Origin of the sequence: Flavobacterium gilvum, from assembly GCF_001761465.1 — a bacterium.
Taxonomy (GTDB): Bacteria; Bacteroidota; Bacteroidia; order Flavobacteriales; family Flavobacteriaceae; genus Flavobacterium; species Flavobacterium gilvum.
The window spans coordinates 2,454,592-2,471,424 of the sequence record NZ_CP017479.1 but is presented as its reverse complement, the minus strand read 5'-3'; the positions used below and the strand labels follow the sequence as shown (position 1 = coordinate 2,471,424).

16 protein-coding genes and 1 tRNA gene are annotated in these 16,833 nt (G+C 34.6%); 8 read left to right on the top strand and 9 right to left on the bottom strand.

Translation table 11 applies throughout. The features are described 5' to 3' along the window. Positions 1 to 24 precede the first annotated feature (24 nt). The 4 genes from EM308_RS10430 to EM308_RS10415 all read left to right on the top strand — a co-directional run bounded on the left by EM308_RS10430 (position 25) and on the right by EM308_RS10415 (position 4,993). Positions 25 to 504 carry a DinB family protein gene (locus tag EM308_RS10430; protein WP_035640212.1) on the top strand — a complete coding sequence of 160 codons (480 nt, stop codon included), beginning with the start codon at positions 25 to 27 and terminating at the stop codon, positions 502 to 504. 20 nt (positions 505 to 524) lie between these two features. Beyond that, on the top strand, positions 525 to 932 hold the full coding sequence (locus EM308_RS10425; RefSeq protein ID WP_231560041.1) for an SRPBCC family protein: 408 nt from the start codon (positions 525 to 527) through the stop codon (positions 930 to 932). Between the two features lie 276 nt (positions 933 to 1,208). Beyond that, on the top strand, positions 1,209 to 1,961 hold the full coding sequence (locus EM308_RS10420) for an SDR family NAD(P)-dependent oxidoreductase (protein WP_035640210.1): 753 nt from the start codon (positions 1,209 to 1,211) through the stop codon (positions 1,959 to 1,961). 338 nt (positions 1,962 to 2,299) lie between these two features. After that, positions 2,300 to 4,993, top strand: coding sequence for a phosphoenolpyruvate carboxylase (locus EM308_RS10415; protein WP_035640208.1), 2,694 nt, complete (start codon positions 2,300 to 2,302; stop codon positions 4,991 to 4,993). A 424-nt stretch (positions 4,994 to 5,417) separates the two neighbouring features. Here EM308_RS10415 and EM308_RS10410 read toward each other — a convergent pair whose 3' ends face one another. From EM308_RS10410 to rocD, 4 genes are all read right to left on the bottom strand, one after another. Further along, positions 5,418 to 6,722 (bottom strand): M20/M25/M40 family metallo-hydrolase, encoded by a 1,305-nt coding sequence (locus EM308_RS10410; protein WP_035640207.1) that lies wholly within the window; start codon positions 6,720 to 6,722, stop codon positions 5,418 to 5,420. A 307-nt stretch (positions 6,723 to 7,029) separates the two neighbouring features. Further along, entirely contained in the window at positions 7,030 to 7,266 is a 237-nt protein-coding gene (locus EM308_RS10405) for a MoaD/ThiS family protein (protein WP_035640206.1), read from the bottom strand. Continuing rightward, entirely contained in the window at positions 7,263 to 8,078 is an 816-nt protein-coding gene (gene cobA, locus EM308_RS10400) for a uroporphyrinogen-III C-methyltransferase (RefSeq protein WP_035640205.1), read from the bottom strand. Before cobA ends, EM308_RS10405 begins: the two co-directional genes overlap by 4 nt. A gap of 395 nt (positions 8,079 to 8,473) precedes the next feature. Then, positions 8,474 to 9,724 (bottom strand): ornithine--oxo-acid transaminase, encoded by a 1,251-nt coding sequence (rocD, locus tag EM308_RS10395; RefSeq protein ID WP_035640204.1) that lies wholly within the window; start codon positions 9,722 to 9,724, stop codon positions 8,474 to 8,476. A gap of 240 nt (positions 9,725 to 9,964) precedes the next feature. On the opposite strand from rocD, the gene EM308_RS10390 reads away from it, so the two are divergent. The 4 genes from EM308_RS10390 (at position 9,965) to EM308_RS10375 (ending at position 13,743) form a co-directional block, all read left to right on the top strand. Then, positions 9,965 to 10,417 (top strand): Lrp/AsnC family transcriptional regulator, encoded by a 453-nt coding sequence (locus EM308_RS10390; protein ID WP_035638894.1) that lies wholly within the window; start codon positions 9,965 to 9,967, stop codon positions 10,415 to 10,417. Between the two features lie 106 nt (positions 10,418 to 10,523). Further along, on the top strand, positions 10,524 to 11,297 hold the full coding sequence (locus EM308_RS10385) for a dienelactone hydrolase family protein (protein WP_035638896.1): 774 nt from the start codon (positions 10,524 to 10,526) through the stop codon (positions 11,295 to 11,297). Between the two features lie 32 nt (positions 11,298 to 11,329). Then, positions 11,330 to 12,346 (top strand): M28 family metallopeptidase, encoded by a 1,017-nt coding sequence (locus tag EM308_RS10380; RefSeq protein ID WP_035638899.1) that lies wholly within the window; start codon positions 11,330 to 11,332, stop codon positions 12,344 to 12,346. 299 nt (positions 12,347 to 12,645) lie between these two features. After that, on the top strand, positions 12,646 to 13,743 hold the full coding sequence (locus EM308_RS10375; protein WP_051877847.1) for a PAS domain-containing sensor histidine kinase: 1,098 nt from the start codon (positions 12,646 to 12,648) through the stop codon (positions 13,741 to 13,743). A 65-nt stretch (positions 13,744 to 13,808) separates the two neighbouring features. On the opposite strand, the gene EM308_RS10370 is transcribed toward EM308_RS10375, so the two are convergent. The 5 genes from EM308_RS10370 to EM308_RS10350 all read right to left on the bottom strand — a co-directional run bounded on the left by EM308_RS10370 (position 13,809) and on the right by EM308_RS10350 (position 16,751). Continuing rightward, the gene (locus EM308_RS10370; RefSeq protein WP_035638902.1) at positions 13,809 to 14,138 is read right to left on the bottom strand and encodes a YegP family protein; all 330 of its coding nucleotides are present in this window, start codon (positions 14,136 to 14,138) and stop codon (positions 13,809 to 13,811) included. A 151-nt stretch (positions 14,139 to 14,289) separates the two neighbouring features. Further along, positions 14,290 to 14,363: transfer RNA gene (locus tag EM308_RS10365), tRNA-His, on the bottom strand. Positions 14,364 to 14,440: 77 nt separating this feature from the next. After that, complete coding sequence (bshB1, locus tag EM308_RS10360; protein ID WP_035638905.1) at positions 14,441 to 15,157, bottom strand: bacillithiol biosynthesis deacetylase BshB1; 717 nt, start codon at positions 15,155 to 15,157, stop codon at positions 14,441 to 14,443. An 84-nt stretch (positions 15,158 to 15,241) separates the two neighbouring features. Further along, positions 15,242 to 16,321, bottom strand: coding sequence for an isochorismate synthase (locus tag EM308_RS10355; protein ID WP_035638909.1), 1,080 nt, complete (start codon positions 16,319 to 16,321; stop codon positions 15,242 to 15,244). A gap of 1 nt (position 16,322) precedes the next feature. After that, positions 16,323 to 16,751, bottom strand: coding sequence for a PaaI family thioesterase (locus EM308_RS10350; protein WP_035638912.1), 429 nt, complete (start codon positions 16,749 to 16,751; stop codon positions 16,323 to 16,325). Positions 16,752 to 16,833: the final 82 nt, after the last annotated feature.

Genomic DNA, 16,833 nt, shown 5'->3' with positions numbered 1-16,833 from the left:
AAAAATAATTCTAAAATAAAAAAAATGGCAACAACAGAAATTTTTCTAAAAATGACATTCGACAGATGGAACGGATCTATTGCAAATTGGGATAAAATCCTCAATGACTTAACTGACGAAACCTTACAAAAGGAAATTGCGCCTGGCAAAAACCGGGGAATTTATTTATTAGGTCATCTTATAGCTGTGCACGACGAGATGCTTATACTATTAGACATGGGCGAAAAATTGTATCCTCAACTTTACGAACCATTCATTAAATCTCCTGACAAAACAGTAAACCAATTACCCCCAGCTTCAGAATTGAGAAGTTTTTGGGCCAAACAGTGCGAAGTCTTAAAGCAAAAATTTGACAGTTTGAAACCCGAAGAATGGTTTGAAAAACATACAGCGGTTTCAGCCGAAGACTTTGCCAAAGAACCGCATCGTAATAAGCTGAATATCATTATCACCAGAACATCTCATTTGCAATACCATTCAGGTCAATTAGTATTGCTTAAATAATTTTTCAAACCAAATAAAAAATGGAGACAACAAATTTTACAACAACAATAGTAGTTGACAATTCCCTAAAAGAAGCATTTGATGCCATCAACAATGTTCGCGGCTGGTGGCAGGGAGAAATAGAAGGAAACTCCGAAAAATTGAACGATGAATTCGCCTATACCATGGCAACTATTCATTATTCGAAACAAAAACTAATAGAATCTGTTCCCAACGAAAAAATAGTCTGGCTGGTGACTGACAGTAATTTGAGTTCCTTCAAAGACAAAAGTGAATGGACCGGGACAAAAATCATTTTTGAAATATCTGAAATAAATAATAAAACACAAGTCCGTTTTACCCACATTGGTTTGACTCCAAAATTTGAATGTTACGGTGATTGTTCGTGGCTTGGGGAGCACTTATCGAGCAAAGCCTTTTCAGCCTGATTACAACTGGAAAAGGCAAAAATGTTTTTGATTAAAAAAATATATCCCACAGATGACACGGATAAAACTGATTAGACGGATTTTTATTTTTTTTTAAGCTAAATAAAATCTGTGCAAAATCAGTTTTATCCGTATCATCCGTGGCTAATTGCGTTTGTTATTTCAAAAGAGACTACAATTCCTTTCTGTACTTTTAGTATCTTAGCCCTCCAATTAAACTTATTAGCAAATACCCAACATTTGCAACACTTTTACAAAAAAATACGAAATAATAAAATGACAAAAATTGCTTTAATAACAGGTGCAACTTCAGGAATTGGAAAAGCAACAGCAATCAAATTGGCCGAAAACGGATATGATTTAATCATCTGCGGGCGCCGCGCAGAAAAACTCGAAGAACTGAAAAACTTAGTATCAAAAACGGTTAAAATTCACACTTTGCAATTTGATGTTCGAAATAGAAATGAGGTTGAAACCCAAATAAATTCGTTACCAAATGAATGGAAAAACATAGACGTTCTTGTAAATAGTGCCGGAAATGCTCACGGACTATCGACTATTGATACTGGTGATATTGAAGATTGGGATGCCATGATAGACGGAAACGTAAAAGGATTATTATATGTATCCAAAGCCATAATTCCGCAGATGGTGGAAAGGAAAAAAGGGCATATCATCAATTTAAGTTCGGTTGCAGGAAAACAAACGTATGCCAACGGAGCTGTTTATTGCGCGTCCAAAAAAGCCGTAGAAGCCATAAGCGAAGGAATGCGTCTTGACCTTACGCAACACGGAATTAAAATAACCAACATCGCTCCTGGAGCTGTTGCAACCGAATTTTCGGAAGTTCGATTTAAAGGCGATAAAGAAAGAGCGCAAAAAGTCTACGAAGGTTTCGACCCATTATTGGCAGAAGATATAGCCGATTTTATTTCCTATGCCGTAAACGCTCCCAACAGAGTAACCATTGCCGACGTGACAATTTATGCCAAAGCACAATCGGCACCGTCAATAATTTATAAAAAATAAAAAAAATGCTATTTTGTCATTCCGACAGAGGAGGAATCACATCGTATATTTGCATAATGTGATTTCTCGTTCCTCGAAATGACAAAATTGATAAATTGTATCTTTTCTATTTTTAAATAATCACACACAACAGCTTATTTTTAGTCTATAAAGCCTTTTAAACCCAGCAATCGTTGTAGTAGAATTATATTAAAATTAGCAAGTTATTTTACTATTCTCTTTTCAATTTTCGTATTTTTGATGTTATACAAAATCAGAAGAAATGTTTCATTTTTTAACCTTCAATATTTCTTTCTGCTGTATAATTTACTTGTTAGAAAAAAATAATAGGATGAAAAATGGATAACAGCAAATCATTTCAAAAGATTCTAAATGATAGAAATTTCATCATTGATTGCTATGAGGAAATGCTTTCAAGAATAAATGAAGACGAAGTAATCGAGCTCATTAAAACAAAAGGCTTTTTAGACAACCAAAAACTTTCAAGCGACAAAATCATTCAGTCACTAAGTATTTATTTTCAACTGATGACTTTGGTTGAAGAAAATGCGGCTACTCAGTACCGAAGAAAAATGGAAAATGAAGAAAATCTTTATTCCATTAGAGGTTCCTGGGGAGAAGCTTTTCATTATTGGAAACAACAGGGAATTAGTGAAGATGAAATGCTACAGACAATTTCGGACACAAATGTTATCCCTGTTTTGACAGCCCATCCCACCGAAGCGAAACGTATAACGGTAATCGAAATTCACAGGGAGTTGTATTTGCTTTTGGTAAAAAAAGAAAATACTTCATTAAGCAGTCTCGAACAAACCGAAATCAGGGAAAAAATCATTAATCTTCTGGAAAGATGGTGGAGAACAGGCGAAATATATCTTGAGAAACCAGACATCAAGGACGAAAGAGCAAACATTATCTATTACCTGAGTAAAATTTTGCCGACGGTTTTGGAAAAAAGTGATGAACACTTAAAAGGTTCTTGGATAAAAACTGGTCTGAATGCCAATAAAATTAAAAATCCGGATGTATTTCCTAAAATTAATTTCGGAAGCTGGGTAGGTGGCGACAGAGACGGACACCCGTTTGTAACTCCTACTATCACTCAGGAAACATTAGAATTACACCGAAAAAACGCTCTAGCCATAATAAAAAATTTATTGGTTAATGCCACCATAAAATTTTCGGTTTCAGCGATAAACAATCCTATTCCATTTAATTTATTGGAAGCTATCGAAGAAAAATCGAAAGCATTGGGAGTTCAGGGTGAAAACGCAGTAAAAAGAAATCCGTATGAACCTTGGAGGCAATACCTGAGCTTATTGGTTGCAAAACTCGACAACACCATCTCGAATCATTTTACCGATTCTAATTCTTATTACAAATCAAGCAAAGATTTAAGCTATGACCTTAAATTTTTTAGAGAAATTCTTGTCGAAACTGGAATGAAAGGTCTGGCAGATGACATTCTTTTCCCATTGGAAAGAGCCGTGAGTTGTTTTGGTTTTCATTTGGCTAAACTGGACATTAGACAAAACAGTACATTTCATGACAAAGCTTTTTCGCAAATATTAAAAGCCAATGGCGAAAAAGATTTCGATTTTGAACAATGGAATGAAGAAAAAAAGGTTGACTATCTAAGTAAACTTTTGGAAAACAATGCGCCAATTACCGATATTACAATTTCCTATGGTTCCGAAGCGGATAATGTTTTGGATTGTTATCGAGTGGTTCGCAATCATATCAATCAATATGGTTCGGAGGGTATTGGTGCGTTTATAATCAGTATGACTAGAAACCTAAGTGATTTGCTGTTGGTTTATTTTTTAATGAAAGAAACACAATTACTTACAACTTCCATAAAAGTTGTTCCGCTACTAGAAACCATTGAAGACCTTGACAATGGTCCTGAGATATTGGAAAAGTTTTTACAACATCCCGCAACCCAACAAAGAGCTTCAAAAACAGATTACAAACAAGAAGTAATGCTTGGTTACAGCGACAGTAATAAAGACGGAGGAACTATTGCAAGTAAGTGGAATTTGCACAAAGCAGAACAAAAACTTTCTAAAATAGGCGAAAAAACCGGTTTTAATATTTATTTCTTCCACGGTACGGGCGGAACAATCAGCCGAGGTGGTGGAAAATACCACCGATTCTTGGAAAGTATGCCTGCAAACACTGTAAACGGAACAGTAAAAATTACAGTTCAGGGAGAAACGGTTGCCCAATTGTTTGGAAACCCGCTTACAGCTACATACAATCTCAATGCGTTGGCTTCGGGTGTGGCAAAACATTCGTTGGAATCAAAAAACAATCTGAATTCTACAAATTATCCGTTTGAGATAATGGAATATTTATCTCAAAAATCATTTGAAAATTATCGAGATTTAATTGAAACTCCCGGTTTTATTAATTTCTACGGCAAAGTCACATGTATCGATGTCTTGGAAAGAAGTAAAATTGGTTCAAGACCAGCAAGACGTACCGGAACAAGAACACTAAATGATTTAAGAGCCATTCCATGGGTATTTAGCTGGAATCTTTCGCGCATCACCATAACGGGTTGGTACGGACTTGGAAATGCTTTAAAAACATTGAAAACTGAGAAACCAGAATCTTTTCAATCTTTAAAAAAATGCATAAATGATTGGCCGTTCCTTAAGTTTTTGATGATTCAGACAGAAACCAACTTAATTCTTTCCGACAAAGAAATTATGGAACTCTATGCTGATTTAGATGAAAATAATGCCGAAAGAGAAATATTCATGTCCAAAATAAAAACAGATTACGAAAATAGTCTTCAATTAATCCAAGAACTTTTTGACGAAACAGTTTCTGATCGAAGACATGGACAACTCGATAATCTAAAATGGCGAACAGACAAATTAAATGTTTTACATCAATTGCACGCTAAATACATCAAACAATGGAGGGAAATATCAGATGATAATAAAGTTGAAAAAGAGAAATTATTAACCAAACTGTTAGGTGTTATCAATTCACTTTCAAGCGGATTGAAAAATACAGGTTGATTTTTTATCTTTTTGAATAAAAACAAAAAAGGGTTACGCGGCTTAAACGTAACCCTTTATTTTTTTTTTTGAAATAAATTTTGCCCACGAATCAGCACGCTGACTACACAGACTTTTGAAATATTTTTGAAATATTTTTGAATAAAAAATTAGTAAAAATTTACTTTGTTTTTTTGCTATCGCTCGAGTGTGAAATCATAAGAATTCAAAACCTGAGTTTGTTATTATTGGTTTGCCTCCAGCTTTAGCTGGGGGATTAGGATTTTGCGAAAATAATTGGCTTTAGCCAAATAAAAATTGTTGATTTTTTAGGCTAAAGCCAATTTGCTTTTGAACTTAACTAACTCCAGCTAAAGTTGGAGGCAATTGAATTTTATTTTTCAAACACTTATGGTGTGAAATTCGTTTAACTAATAATCTAAGTTTATCGCAATTCTTTGGTATTTACTCTTGTCGGCGTGTCTTTTCCACTAATTATTGAGGACGAACTCAACGCAATAGCCTTGATAATTTCGGTCATATTAGGAATATCTAGAGATTCAAATTCATCATCGGCAGTATGATAAGTAGGTTCACTGTCCATTTTTGAAGTCGAAATAGTATGTGCCGGAACTCCCAATTTGGCCAAAGTCGCATTATCCGAACGGTAAAACAATTGTTCCTGCGGATACGGATCTGGATAAAATTTAAAATTAGTTTTCTCCAAATTTTTCTGCAATATTTCACCAAAATTAGATTTTTCAAATCCCGTAATATAAGCGGAGTTCTTTCCCCATTTGGATTCGGTTCCAATCATTTCAAGATTGAACATAGCAATCACCTTGTCGGCAGGCAGCTGTTTCGAAAAATATTTGGCTCCAAAACCTCCCAATTCTTCAGCCACAAAAGTGGTAAAAATGATGGTTCGCTCGTTGTTGTTTTGTTTTTTAAAATAATTGGCCAGCATAATAACCGCAGTACTTCCCGCGGCATCATCATTGGCTCCATTATAAATAGAGTCCGTTGCCACATGCGGAGCACCTCCTTCTGGAGAACCTATACCCAAATGATCGTAATGGGCAGAAAAAATAACATACTCATTTGGCTTGCTCTTTCCTGGCAAAACACCAACCACATTATTCAGTGCCTTTTTAGAAATCGTATTGGTCAATTCAATTGAAAAAGTTGTCGCTTCAGGAACTCCAAAAACAAACAAAATAGTATTATTTCCGGGATTGGATTTGATTCTGTCAATATTCTGAATATTAGGCAAGACCTTATTAAAAGAAGCATCAACCAAAACCAAATAACTTTTATCGCTATTGAAATACTCATTAAATTTTTGTCCCAAATTATCGCCTTTACTGATTTTTACAATAGTAATATCGCTTTTCTCCGTCAAAGAAACTTGGGGTTGGTAGGAGAAAGTAACCACTTTTAAATTATTGATTTCTTTCCCTTCAATAGTAATTTTTGAAGTTTTGGGTTTAGACTCCGTCATGAAAAATTCCTGTCTGAAATTTGTCGCTCCTGCAAAAGGTTTCAATCCGGCTTTTTTAAATTCCGATTCTATAAAGGCGGATGCTTTATCGATTCCGGGAGTAAAAGTTCTTCTCCCCTGCATATCATCGGCAGAAAGGATTTTTTCAATTCGGGTAACTTCTTTGGAGGTAATAAGTTTATCAATTGTCTGTCCTTGCAAATGAATACAAAGACTTAAAACAAATGCGCTTACTAAAATTTTTCTCATATTTTACTTTTACAAAAGGGGGTTAATACCAAAATCACCATTAGGAATTATTTCACAGAGATTCGCGAAGAATTCGCAGAGACTCGCAAAGAAAAATATCTTTTTTGAGATTGAAACTAAAATACTCCGTGTAACTCTGTTTGTTCTTCGCGAATCTCTGTGAAATAATTTCTAATGCTGAACCTCGGTTAATGAAACCAAAAATATGGTATTTATTTGTAAAAAAGAGAAACTAATCCGCTATTTAATCAAAAAGGCGCCAATAAAGCACCTCATTTTATTTTTCACTCAAAAAATTAATCAACAATTATCCTCCCGCAAAAGGAGGCAATAAAGCCACAACATCATTATTTTTCAGAATTTGATTATTGACTTTATCAATAATTTCTTGATTCACGGCCACACTAAAAGGGTATTGCCCAAAATGATATTTATTGTCTAATTCGGTCAACAATTTACTCAACGGCAAGTCCGAAAAATCAAATTTTTCGTCACGGCATCGGGTGCGTTCAACGATACCTCCAAAATATTTTATTACTATCATCCCACAAGATCTAAATTTTGCAAAATAAATTCCTCATCCATAAATGCATCCGAAAACTGTTCTTTTTTTATAAAAGAAGTTAATTCAGAAGCGTTTTTCACCACTTCGCCAATTACTATAATCGCCGGCGAAGCAATTTCATTTTTTTTCACCAAATCGGTAATTGTATTAATTGTACCAATGACTTTCTTTTGAGATTTTTGTGTTCCGTTTTGAATAATGGCAATCGGTAAATCATCGGTTCTGTTGTTTTGGTACAAAGCCACAATCTCTTCCAATTTGTTCATTCCCATCAAAATAACAACCGTTGCCGAAGATTGCGAAGCCAAAGCAACATCCCTTGACAATTTATGGTCTGAAGTTGTACCTGTAATTACCCAAAAACTTTCAGCTACTTTTCTTTGTGTCAAACTAATTCCGTTAGAAGCCGGAACTCCCAATGCTGATGATATTCCGGGAACGACGGCTGTTTCAATTCCGAATTGTCGTGCAAAATCAATTTCTTCGCTTCCTCTTCCAAAAACAAATGGATCTCCACCTTTTAATCGAACAACATGACCGTATTTTTTTGCCATGGATACAATCAAATCGTTAATTTGGTCCTGACTGTAGGCATGACAACCAAAACGTTTCCCAACAAAAATAATTTCAGCATCCTTTTTAGCATACTGCAATAACTCTTCGTTGACAAGGGCATCATACAAAACAACATCGGCATCTTCTAGAGCTTTTATTGCTTTTAATGTAATCAATTCAACATCACCGGGTCCAGCTCCCACTATTGTCAATTTTGGTCTATTGATTTGTATCATGATAAAAGTATTAGGAATTAAACTTTTGAATAAAACTAAGTAATAATACTTATACAAATGTACGTATTCAAACCAATATTAAAACATCAATTGTTTATTATTTTTTGAAAAAAAATTACTTTTATTTATTTGACAAAAAAGGACTTCAAAAAAGAGAATCCTTTTTTCAAAACATCGCAGAATTGAAAATTTCATCAAATTTGACCAATAAAAAAGAGGTTAGCCGTTCTCGGTAACCTCTTAGCTGATTTGTCATTCCGAGGAACGAGGAATCACATAATAAATTCAAACAATGAGATTCCTTGTTCCTCGGAATGACAAAATTGATAAGCTTAAATTATACAAATTACAAGACTTAACTACCAAATTTAATCACATCCAAAAATTCTAATTTATTATCTAAAGTCATTCAATGCCTTTTCAATAATTGCAAGACATTCCTGAATTTGAGTTTCTGTGATTACCAAAGGAGGTGCGAAACGTATTTTATTTCCGTGAGTAGGTTTTGCCAATAAACCATAATCCCTGAAACGAAGGCAAATGTCCCAAGCCAAATCAGATTCCTCATCACTATTGATCACAATAGCATTCAGCAAACCTTTACCGCGAACTAATGAAATCAACGGATTTCGTTCTGCAATTTCGTTAAGGCCTTTTCTCAAAATGATTCCTAATTTTTCGGCATTTTCAGATAATTTTTCTTCACGCACCACTTCCAGAGCGGCAACCGCAACCGCAGCCGCAACAGGATTTCCTCCAAAAGTAGAACCGTGTTGACCCGGCTTGATAACATCCATAATTCCGTTATTCGCCAAAACCGCCGAAACTGGATAAACACCCCCGGAAATGGCTTTGCCTAAAATCAAGATATCAGGTTGCACATTTTCATGATGCACTGCCAATAATTTACCTGTTCTTGCAATTCCGGTTTGTACCTCATCGGCAATAAACAATACATTATGTGCTTCGCAAAGTGCTTTGGCTTTCGCCAAAAAACCTTCACTTGGAACATAAACTCCCGCTTCTCCCTGAATAGGTTCTACCAAAAACCCTGCTATATTCTTTGATGATTTCAAAGCATTTTCCAAAGCTTCGGTATCATCGTAAGGAATTTTTATAAAACCTTCGGTAAAAGGACCAAAACTCTGACGCGCGCTTTCATCATTAGAAAAAGAAATTATAGTTGTGGTTCTACCATGAAAATTGTTCTCACAAACAATAATCTGCGCTTTGTTTTCGGGAATTCCTTTTACTTCATACGCCCATTTTCGACATAATTTCAAAGCTGTTTCTACCGCCTCAGCACCTGTATTCATAGGAAGTACTTTATCAAAACCAAAATAATTGGTGACATATTCCTCATAAACCCCGAGTTGGTCATTATAAAAAGCACGTGAAGTCAATGTCAATTTTTGAGCTTGCTCTACCATTGCGCCAACAATTTTTGGATGACAATGCCCTTGGTTCACTGCTGAATAAGCCGACAAGAAATCAAAATATTTTTTTCCGTCAACATCCCATACATAAACACCTTCCCCTTTTTCCAAAACAACTGGCAGCGGATGGTAATTATGGGCTCCATATTTATTTTCTTTTTCAATTAAATTTTCTGATTTTGAAGAAAATCCTTGTGTTATATGAGTCATGATTAGGCTTTTTTTATAATTCAGAAATCAAAAGTAATTATAATTTTTATTTTTTAACATAAAAACAATGTTTTTGACTCAATTATAACATTTTAAGTTAAAATTAATTTTTATAAAACAAATATTAAGTCATTTTATTAATTTAACATTTCTATTCAATATTGCAAAAAAATATAAACAAATAAAGAATTACTTTTATCGCCCTAAAAAAAGTGATTTTAACTTTTAAAAAACAAAAAAATGGACATATTAGATGAATTTGACATTAACATAATCAAAGAATTAGAAAAAGACGGAAGAATGGCTTTTTCATCAATTGCTGCCAATTTAAAAATATCCAATACAATGGTACACCAACGTGTAAATCGATTATTGGAAAACGGAATCATAACCGGAATCAAACCTGTTATCAATGAAAAAAAAATTGGCTTTGACTGGGGAGCTTTTACAGGAATTTATTTAAAAAAAGACCATGACTCGGCTAGAGTTATTGAAGAATTAAAAAAAATCCCCGAAATCACAGAATGTTATTTCATTGCTGGTTCTTTCACCCTATATATAAAAATGATTGCCAAAGATCATGAACACATGCGAAAACTTCTTTATGAACAAATCGACAGTATTCCCGGCATCGCAAAAACAGAATCTCTAATCGAATTAGGCTGTGCTTTCAAACGAAATATTGATTTATAAAATAATAAAGTATTTAGTACATAAACAGGAATAAAAACCTTGAAAGGTGAAACTTTCAGGGTTTTTTTATATCTTTATTATTCTCATATTTGTAAAAAAAGAAATTATGAAAAATTTTAAAATCCCATTTTTAATCATGATACTATCTACTATTCAGGGATTTGCACAATTAAAACCTGTACAATACAAAGACGATAATCAGGTTCTAAATGGTTTTAAAATTGCTCCCGAAAAGAGCAACACCCAAAAACCGGGAATATTAATTCTGCCTGCCTGGCGAGGTATCGACAAACTCTCGAAAGATACCGCCGACAAACTTTCAAAAATGGGTTATTTTGCCTTTATAGCCGATATCTACGGCGAGGGAAATTACCCAAAAGACAACAACGAAGCTGGGAAAATAGCGGGTTATTACAAAAAGAACTTCGATGCTTATCAAAAACGTATTTCATTGGCCTTACAACAATTAATTGCAGCCGGAGCAAATCCTGATAATATTGTTATCATTGGATATTGTTTTGGAGGTTCCGGAGCACTTGAAGCTGCGCGCGGCCATCTAAATGTAAAAGGAGTCGTATCTTTTCATGGAGGTTTAGGCAAAGACAGTTCAAGACCAACAGAACCAATCACTGCAAAAGTTTTGGTATGTCACGGTGCCGATGACCCTTACGAATCCAAAGAAGAAATCGCCGCTTTTCAACAAGAAATGAGAGACACAAAAGCCGATTGGCAAATGATTTATTATGCTAATGCTGTCCATTCCTTTACTAATCCCGAGTCTGGAAACGACAATTCAAAAGGTGCTGCTTACAATGAAAAAGCCGACAAACGCTCTTTTGAACATTTTAAACTATTCTTAAACGAAGTTTTGAAGAAATAAAAAAAGTAATTACTAATCACTAAAATTCTTAAATGAAAAAAAACTTAACTCTCTTATTGTTTGTAGCAACGCTTTCCTGTTTTGCCCAAAAAAATGATGTCAATAAAGAGGACCCAACGAGGTTCATGAACACCATAACGGCAGAAAAACTAAAAACCAAACTTTATATCGTTGCTTCTGATGAGATGGAAGGTCGCGACACGGGTTCCAAAGGACAAAAGAAAGCCGGAAATTATCTTATCGAACAATACAAAAAAAGCAAAATCCCTTTTCCAAAAGGAGCTACGAGCTATTATCAGCCTGTTCCAGCATCTTACCTGAATGCTAAACGCAATGAAAACCTGCCTGATTCTGAAAACATTTGGGCGTACATTGAAGGCTCTGAAAAACCCGAAGAAGTTTTGGTAATTTCTGCTCATTATGACCACGTAGGAATCAAGAATGGCGAAATCTATAATGGAGCCGATGATGATGGTTCTGGAACGGTTGCAATTCTACAAATAGCAGAAGCTTTTCAAAAAGCAAAAAAAGAAGGTCACGGGCCCAAACGTTCTATTTTGTTCCTTCACGTAACCGGAGAAGAACATGGTTTGCACGGATCGCGCTACTATTCTGAGCACCCATTGTTCCCAATTGCCAACACGGTGGCCGATATCAACATTGATATGATAGGCCGTCGCGATATCGATCACTCTGATACCAACAAATATGTTTATGTAATTGGAGCTGATAGATTATCAACCGATTTACACAACATCACCGTTGAACAAAATAAGAAATACACTCAGTTGGATCTGGATTTTAAATTCAATGACCCAAAAGATCCAAATCACTTTTACGAACGTTCAGACCATTATAATTTTGCAAAATTTGGCATTCCTGCCGTATTCCTTTTCAACGGAGTTCATGAAGATTATCACCAAAAAACAGATGAACCCAATAAAATAGAATATGACGCCTTGGCAAAAAGAGCTCAATTGGCTTTTGTAATAGCGTGGGAGTTGGCAAACAGACCTGAAAGAATTGTGGTGGATAAACCAATAAAATAAATTCAGTAATAAAATAAAAAAACAACGAGCTTTGAATTGCTTCAAAGCTCGTTGTTTTTTTTAAGCTGCCTTCTGTTTAAATTTTCATTTATTTTTTAGAACCAATAAACTTTAAAAATTAATACCCAATCCTTTTAAACCTTTTTATCTATAATATATTCTAACGATTAATAAATTTGGAGTTCAATTAAACGATATGTAAATTAGCCCGCTAGACACTTAAAAACCCCAACAAACGAATCAAAGGGAAAATAGACTTTGCTATTACTCCTTTTCTATTATTGACAAAAAATGAGATAATGGCAGAAAAACAAAATCCAATTCCAAACAGCAATTATATTTTTGAGCATTTTTTTGAACTATCCGCAGATTTGTTATGCATAGCAGGATTTGATGGTTTTTTTAAAAAAATAAATCCTGCTGTTTCTCAATTATTAGGTTATACAAACGAAGAATTATTTTCTAGACCAATCAATGATTTTGTTTACCATGAAGACAAGGATATCACTGCAAAAGTCAGAAATCAACTTCATAATAACAAACCTCTATTCCACTTTGAAAATCGTTACGTAACAAAAAATGGTGAAATCGTTTGGCTTTCATGGACATCAATGCCTGTAGAGGACGAAAAATTGGTTTATGCAATAGCAAAAAACATTACACACACCAAAAAAATAGAGGAAGAACGAAATCAACTTCTAAAAAAAATCACTACCATAAATTCAGACCTCAAAAAATTAAGTTTCACCAGCTCCCATGATTTAAGATCACCGGTAAACAATCTGCTGTCAATTTTTGATCTATTGGATATTTCAAAAATTGAAGATTCAGAAACATTAGAATTCATCGAAATGATGAAAATCGCATGTGAAACTTTAAAACAAACTCTGAATGACTATGTTGACGTTTTAATTATGGAAGACAGAACCATTGCTCAAATTGAAGAACTAGATTTGAATGAATGTCTCAACACAGTGACACGTTCCATTAATTCATTAATACAAAACTCAAAAACAGTGATTAATGTTGATTTCTCCGAAATTGAAAAAATTAATTTCAACAAAGCGTATTTAGAAAGCATATACCTCAATTTGATAACCAATTCCATCAAGTATGCGCAACCGGGTCATTCTCCGGTTATTTCAATTTCTTCAAGAGATAACGATGGAATTAATCAATTGATTTTTTCAGACAATGGCAGCGGTTTTGACATGAAAATGGTAAAAGACAAAATATTTGGGTTGCACCAAAAATTCCACAACCACATCGACAGCAAAGGCATTGGTCTATATTTGGTAAACAGTCATATAACAAGTTTAGGAGGTAAAATTGATGTAGAAAGCACTATAAACAAAGGGACAACCTTTACCATATCATTCAAAAAAGAATTGAATTAATTCTATAAAAAAAGAGTTTTGAAACAATTCAAAACTCTTTTTTTATATACAAATTGTAGAACCAACTACAAATCTTCTTTCACATCGGCATCAGGAGCATTTTTCTTTACCGATTCAATTCCATTATCACGTGCCGCAACCGATTCGTACATTTCACTATTGCCAATTATTTGTCCGTTTGAAGCTTTAAGATTGAAATAAGGTTTTCCGTTTTTGGCTTCCAATCTATCAAATCGTGCATCGTCTTGAGAATTTTTCCTCACAGATTCTATTCCGTTTTCACAGGCAGCTTTGGTTGTATATCCTTCGCTCGCAAGAATAACTTGTCCGTTTCCTGCTTTTAATACAAACTGAAATTCATCATTTTTTCTTTTGCTTACTAAAAATGTTCCCATAGATATTATTTTTTAAATTATTTATTTGAAAGTTTAGAATAAGCAATTTAAGAAAAACTAATCTATTTTGAATCAATAAACTAATATTTATTTTGAAAGAAAATATACCACACAAAAAAAGCCTTGAATTTCTTCAAGGCTTTATATTCTGGGTGGCTGACCGGGTTCGAACCGGCGACCCGCGGCACCACAAACCGCTACTCTAACCAGCTGAGCTACAACCACCATTTCTGGTTATCGGTTGCAAATATAGAACAAATGTTTGCTTCTGCAAACAAAAAATCAAAAAAAAATTGGCAATTTTACTTCAAATCACCTAAGCTATTGACTGCCAAATATCTTTCGACTGTAAAACCTTCGGCATACTCGACACCAGTAAGCCTTCCTAAATCCCTGGAACGGTAATTAAGACTTTCCAGAAAGTTTTTGCTCGAAATCGGCGACTCTGGTTCTTTGGAATTTGGATCATAAAACTGAGAACGATACGCCAAAATAGATTCTATTTTCTTATCGGTAAATCCGGTGATGTCAACAACAAAATCAGGTTCTATATTTTTCCATTGTATATAATGATACACCACTTTGGGTCTCCAAGCTTTTTGGATTTTGCCATCCAAAACCGTTTCTATTTTCACCAAACCAGACAAAAAACAAGCATCCGAAACTAATTTACTTCCTTTTCCGTGATCGATATGTCTGTCGTCTATCGCATTGCACAATACAATTTCAGGTTGATACTTTCGAATCATCTTTATAATTTCGAGTTGGTGCTTTTCGTTATTGACAAAAAAACCATCTCTCATATTCAGATTCTCGCGAACAGAAACACCTAAAATTTCTGCAGCGGCATTCGCTTCTTCATCTCTAATTTCGGCAGAACCACGGGTTCCGAGTTCCCCGCGTGTCAAATCGACAATTCCAACCTTTTTCCCCAAAGAAATCTCTTTTAAAATTGTTCCGGAACAACCCAATTCCACATCATCTGGGTGCGCTCCAAAAGCGAGTATATCTAATTTCATATCTTTTTGTAATTTGTTCCTTTTGTTTAAAGTTTAAGGTTAATGTTTGAAACTTTAAACCTTAAACTTGAAACAATTTTAAAACTATTTTAATACTTTTTTCATCGTCATTGACTTGTTCACACTTTCCTCCCACTCTTTTTCAGGAATACTGTCTTTTGTGATACCACAACCCATGAACAAATTAGCTTTAGCGGTATGCTGCTCCGCATCAATTTCAATTTCCATACAACGCAAATTAACAAACAAACTTGAACTAACCGAATCTACTGCAAAACTACTGTTCAATTCCCCTAAAAATCCAGTGTAAAATGTTCGGTCGTAATTTTCATTTTCCAAAATAAACCTTTTCGAAGCTTCTTTTGGCAATCCGCAAACTGCAGGAGTTGGATGCAACAATTGAACCACTTGCTTCAAACTGAAACCTGCATTCAAAACTCCCCAAATATCGCTTTTCAAATGCCAAATACTCCCCGCTTTAAGACTATACGGTTCTGTAACGGATACCTCCAAAGCAACTTCATTCAGTTGTTCTACGATATAATCTGTAACAAATTGCTGTTCTTCTTTTTCTTTCTGTCCCCAAACAATTTCCTCCGAACCATAATCTTTTTGTGTCCCCGCCAAAGCCATTGTTTCAAATACATTGACATTGGCTTTCACCAATTGTTCTGGAGTGGCGCCCATCCAGATTCCAACTTTTGGGTGATAGAAACAATACACACAAGCCGTAGGATACAATTGTATTAATTTTTTGAAAGTCACAACCAAATCAAAATTTTCCAATTCAATTGTTTCTTTGCGGGAAAGAACCACCTTTTTGAATTCATTATTTTCTATGGCTTGAATTCCTTTGGCTACAATACTTTCAAAATTATTTTTATTCGATACATTAGGAATTTGCTTTATGTATTCAGAAAATTCAAATTCTTCTTTCTCCCAAACAACTCCAAGAATTTTGGATTCATTTTCGGGGATTAAAAAAGTTTTATTTCCGTCAAAAGAAGAAAAAACAAACCCTTTTTCGGTAAAATCAACTGCCTCATACAAATTATCGTTTTGTTGAAACATCCCGATTATGGTATCCGAATTGGGTTTACAATACAACACAAAAGGCAAGTTTTGCTGTTGTTGCAGTATTACTTTTTCAAAAAAAACACTCATATTATTTTTTCTCTTTCGTCAAAACTATGTTTGTCAATTTACAAAGCGAAATCAAATTTCCTTCTTCATCGGTGATTTTAATTTCCCAAAGATGCAAACTTCTTCCTTTGTGAATAATTCGGGCTGTACCGAAAACAACGCCTTCGCGAATACTTTTCAAATGATTTGCCGAAATTTCGATTCCGCGCACTTCCTGTTCTTTTGCATCAATAAAAAAATGCGAAGCGGCACTACCCACACTTTCCGCCAATGCCACCGAAGCACCTCCGTGCAACAATCCCATTGGCTGATGGACAGAAGGATTCACGGGCATTTTGGCAACAAGAAAACCTTCGCCGGCATCTATAAACTCGATATTCAGAGTTTCCATCAAAGTGTTTTTGGAAAACTGTTTGCAATATTCGAGTATTTTATCTTTGTCTATTGTCATATCATTATTTTACAGGTTGTAAAAATACGCTAAATTGACAATTCAAAAAAGAAATAAATGACTGTCCGCTAAGCACACTAAA

Bases quoted from the DNA above. Each gene is read 5' to 3' on its own strand.
- EM308_RS10430 (WP_035640212.1), top strand. From the start codon at position 25: ATGGCAACAACAGAAATTTTTCTAAAAATGACATTCGACAGATGGAAC.
- EM308_RS10425 (WP_231560041.1), top strand. From the start codon at position 525: ATGGAGACAACAAATTTTACAACAACAATAGTAGTTGACAATTCCCTA.
- EM308_RS10420 (WP_035640210.1), top strand. From the start codon at position 1,209: ATGACAAAAATTGCTTTAATAACAGGTGCAACTTCAGGAATTGGAAAA.
- EM308_RS10415 (WP_035640208.1), top strand. From the start codon at position 2,300: ATGGATAACAGCAAATCATTTCAAAAGATTCTAAATGATAGAAATTTC.
- EM308_RS10410 (WP_035640207.1), bottom strand. From the start codon at position 6,722: ATGAGAAAAATTTTAGTAAGCGCATTTGTTTTAAGTCTTTGTATTCAT.
- EM308_RS10405 (WP_035640206.1), bottom strand. From the start codon at position 7,266: ATGATAGTAATAAAATATTTTGGAGGTATCGTTGAACGCACCCGATGC.
- cobA (WP_035640205.1), bottom strand. From the start codon at position 8,078: ATGATACAAATCAATAGACCAAAATTGACAATAGTGGGAGCTGGACCC.
- rocD (WP_035640204.1), bottom strand. From the start codon at position 9,724: ATGACTCATATAACACAAGGATTTTCTTCAAAATCAGAAAATTTAATT.
- EM308_RS10390 (WP_035638894.1), top strand. From the start codon at position 9,965: ATGGACATATTAGATGAATTTGACATTAACATAATCAAAGAATTAGAA.
- EM308_RS10385 (WP_035638896.1), top strand. From the start codon at position 10,524: ATGAAAAATTTTAAAATCCCATTTTTAATCATGATACTATCTACTATT.
- EM308_RS10380 (WP_035638899.1), top strand. From the start codon at position 11,330: ATGAAAAAAAACTTAACTCTCTTATTGTTTGTAGCAACGCTTTCCTGT.
- EM308_RS10375 (WP_051877847.1), top strand. From the start codon at position 12,646: ATGGCAGAAAAACAAAATCCAATTCCAAACAGCAATTATATTTTTGAG.
- EM308_RS10370 (WP_035638902.1), bottom strand. From the start codon at position 14,138: ATGGGAACATTTTTAGTAAGCAAAAGAAAAAATGATGAATTTCAGTTT.
- bshB1 (WP_035638905.1), bottom strand. From the start codon at position 15,157: ATGAAATTAGATATACTCGCTTTTGGAGCGCACCCAGATGATGTGGAA.
- EM308_RS10355 (WP_035638909.1), bottom strand. From the start codon at position 16,321: ATGAGTGTTTTTTTTGAAAAAGTAATACTGCAACAACAGCAAAACTTG.
- EM308_RS10350 (WP_035638912.1), bottom strand. From the start codon at position 16,751: ATGACAATAGACAAAGATAAAATACTCGAATATTGCAAACAGTTTTCC.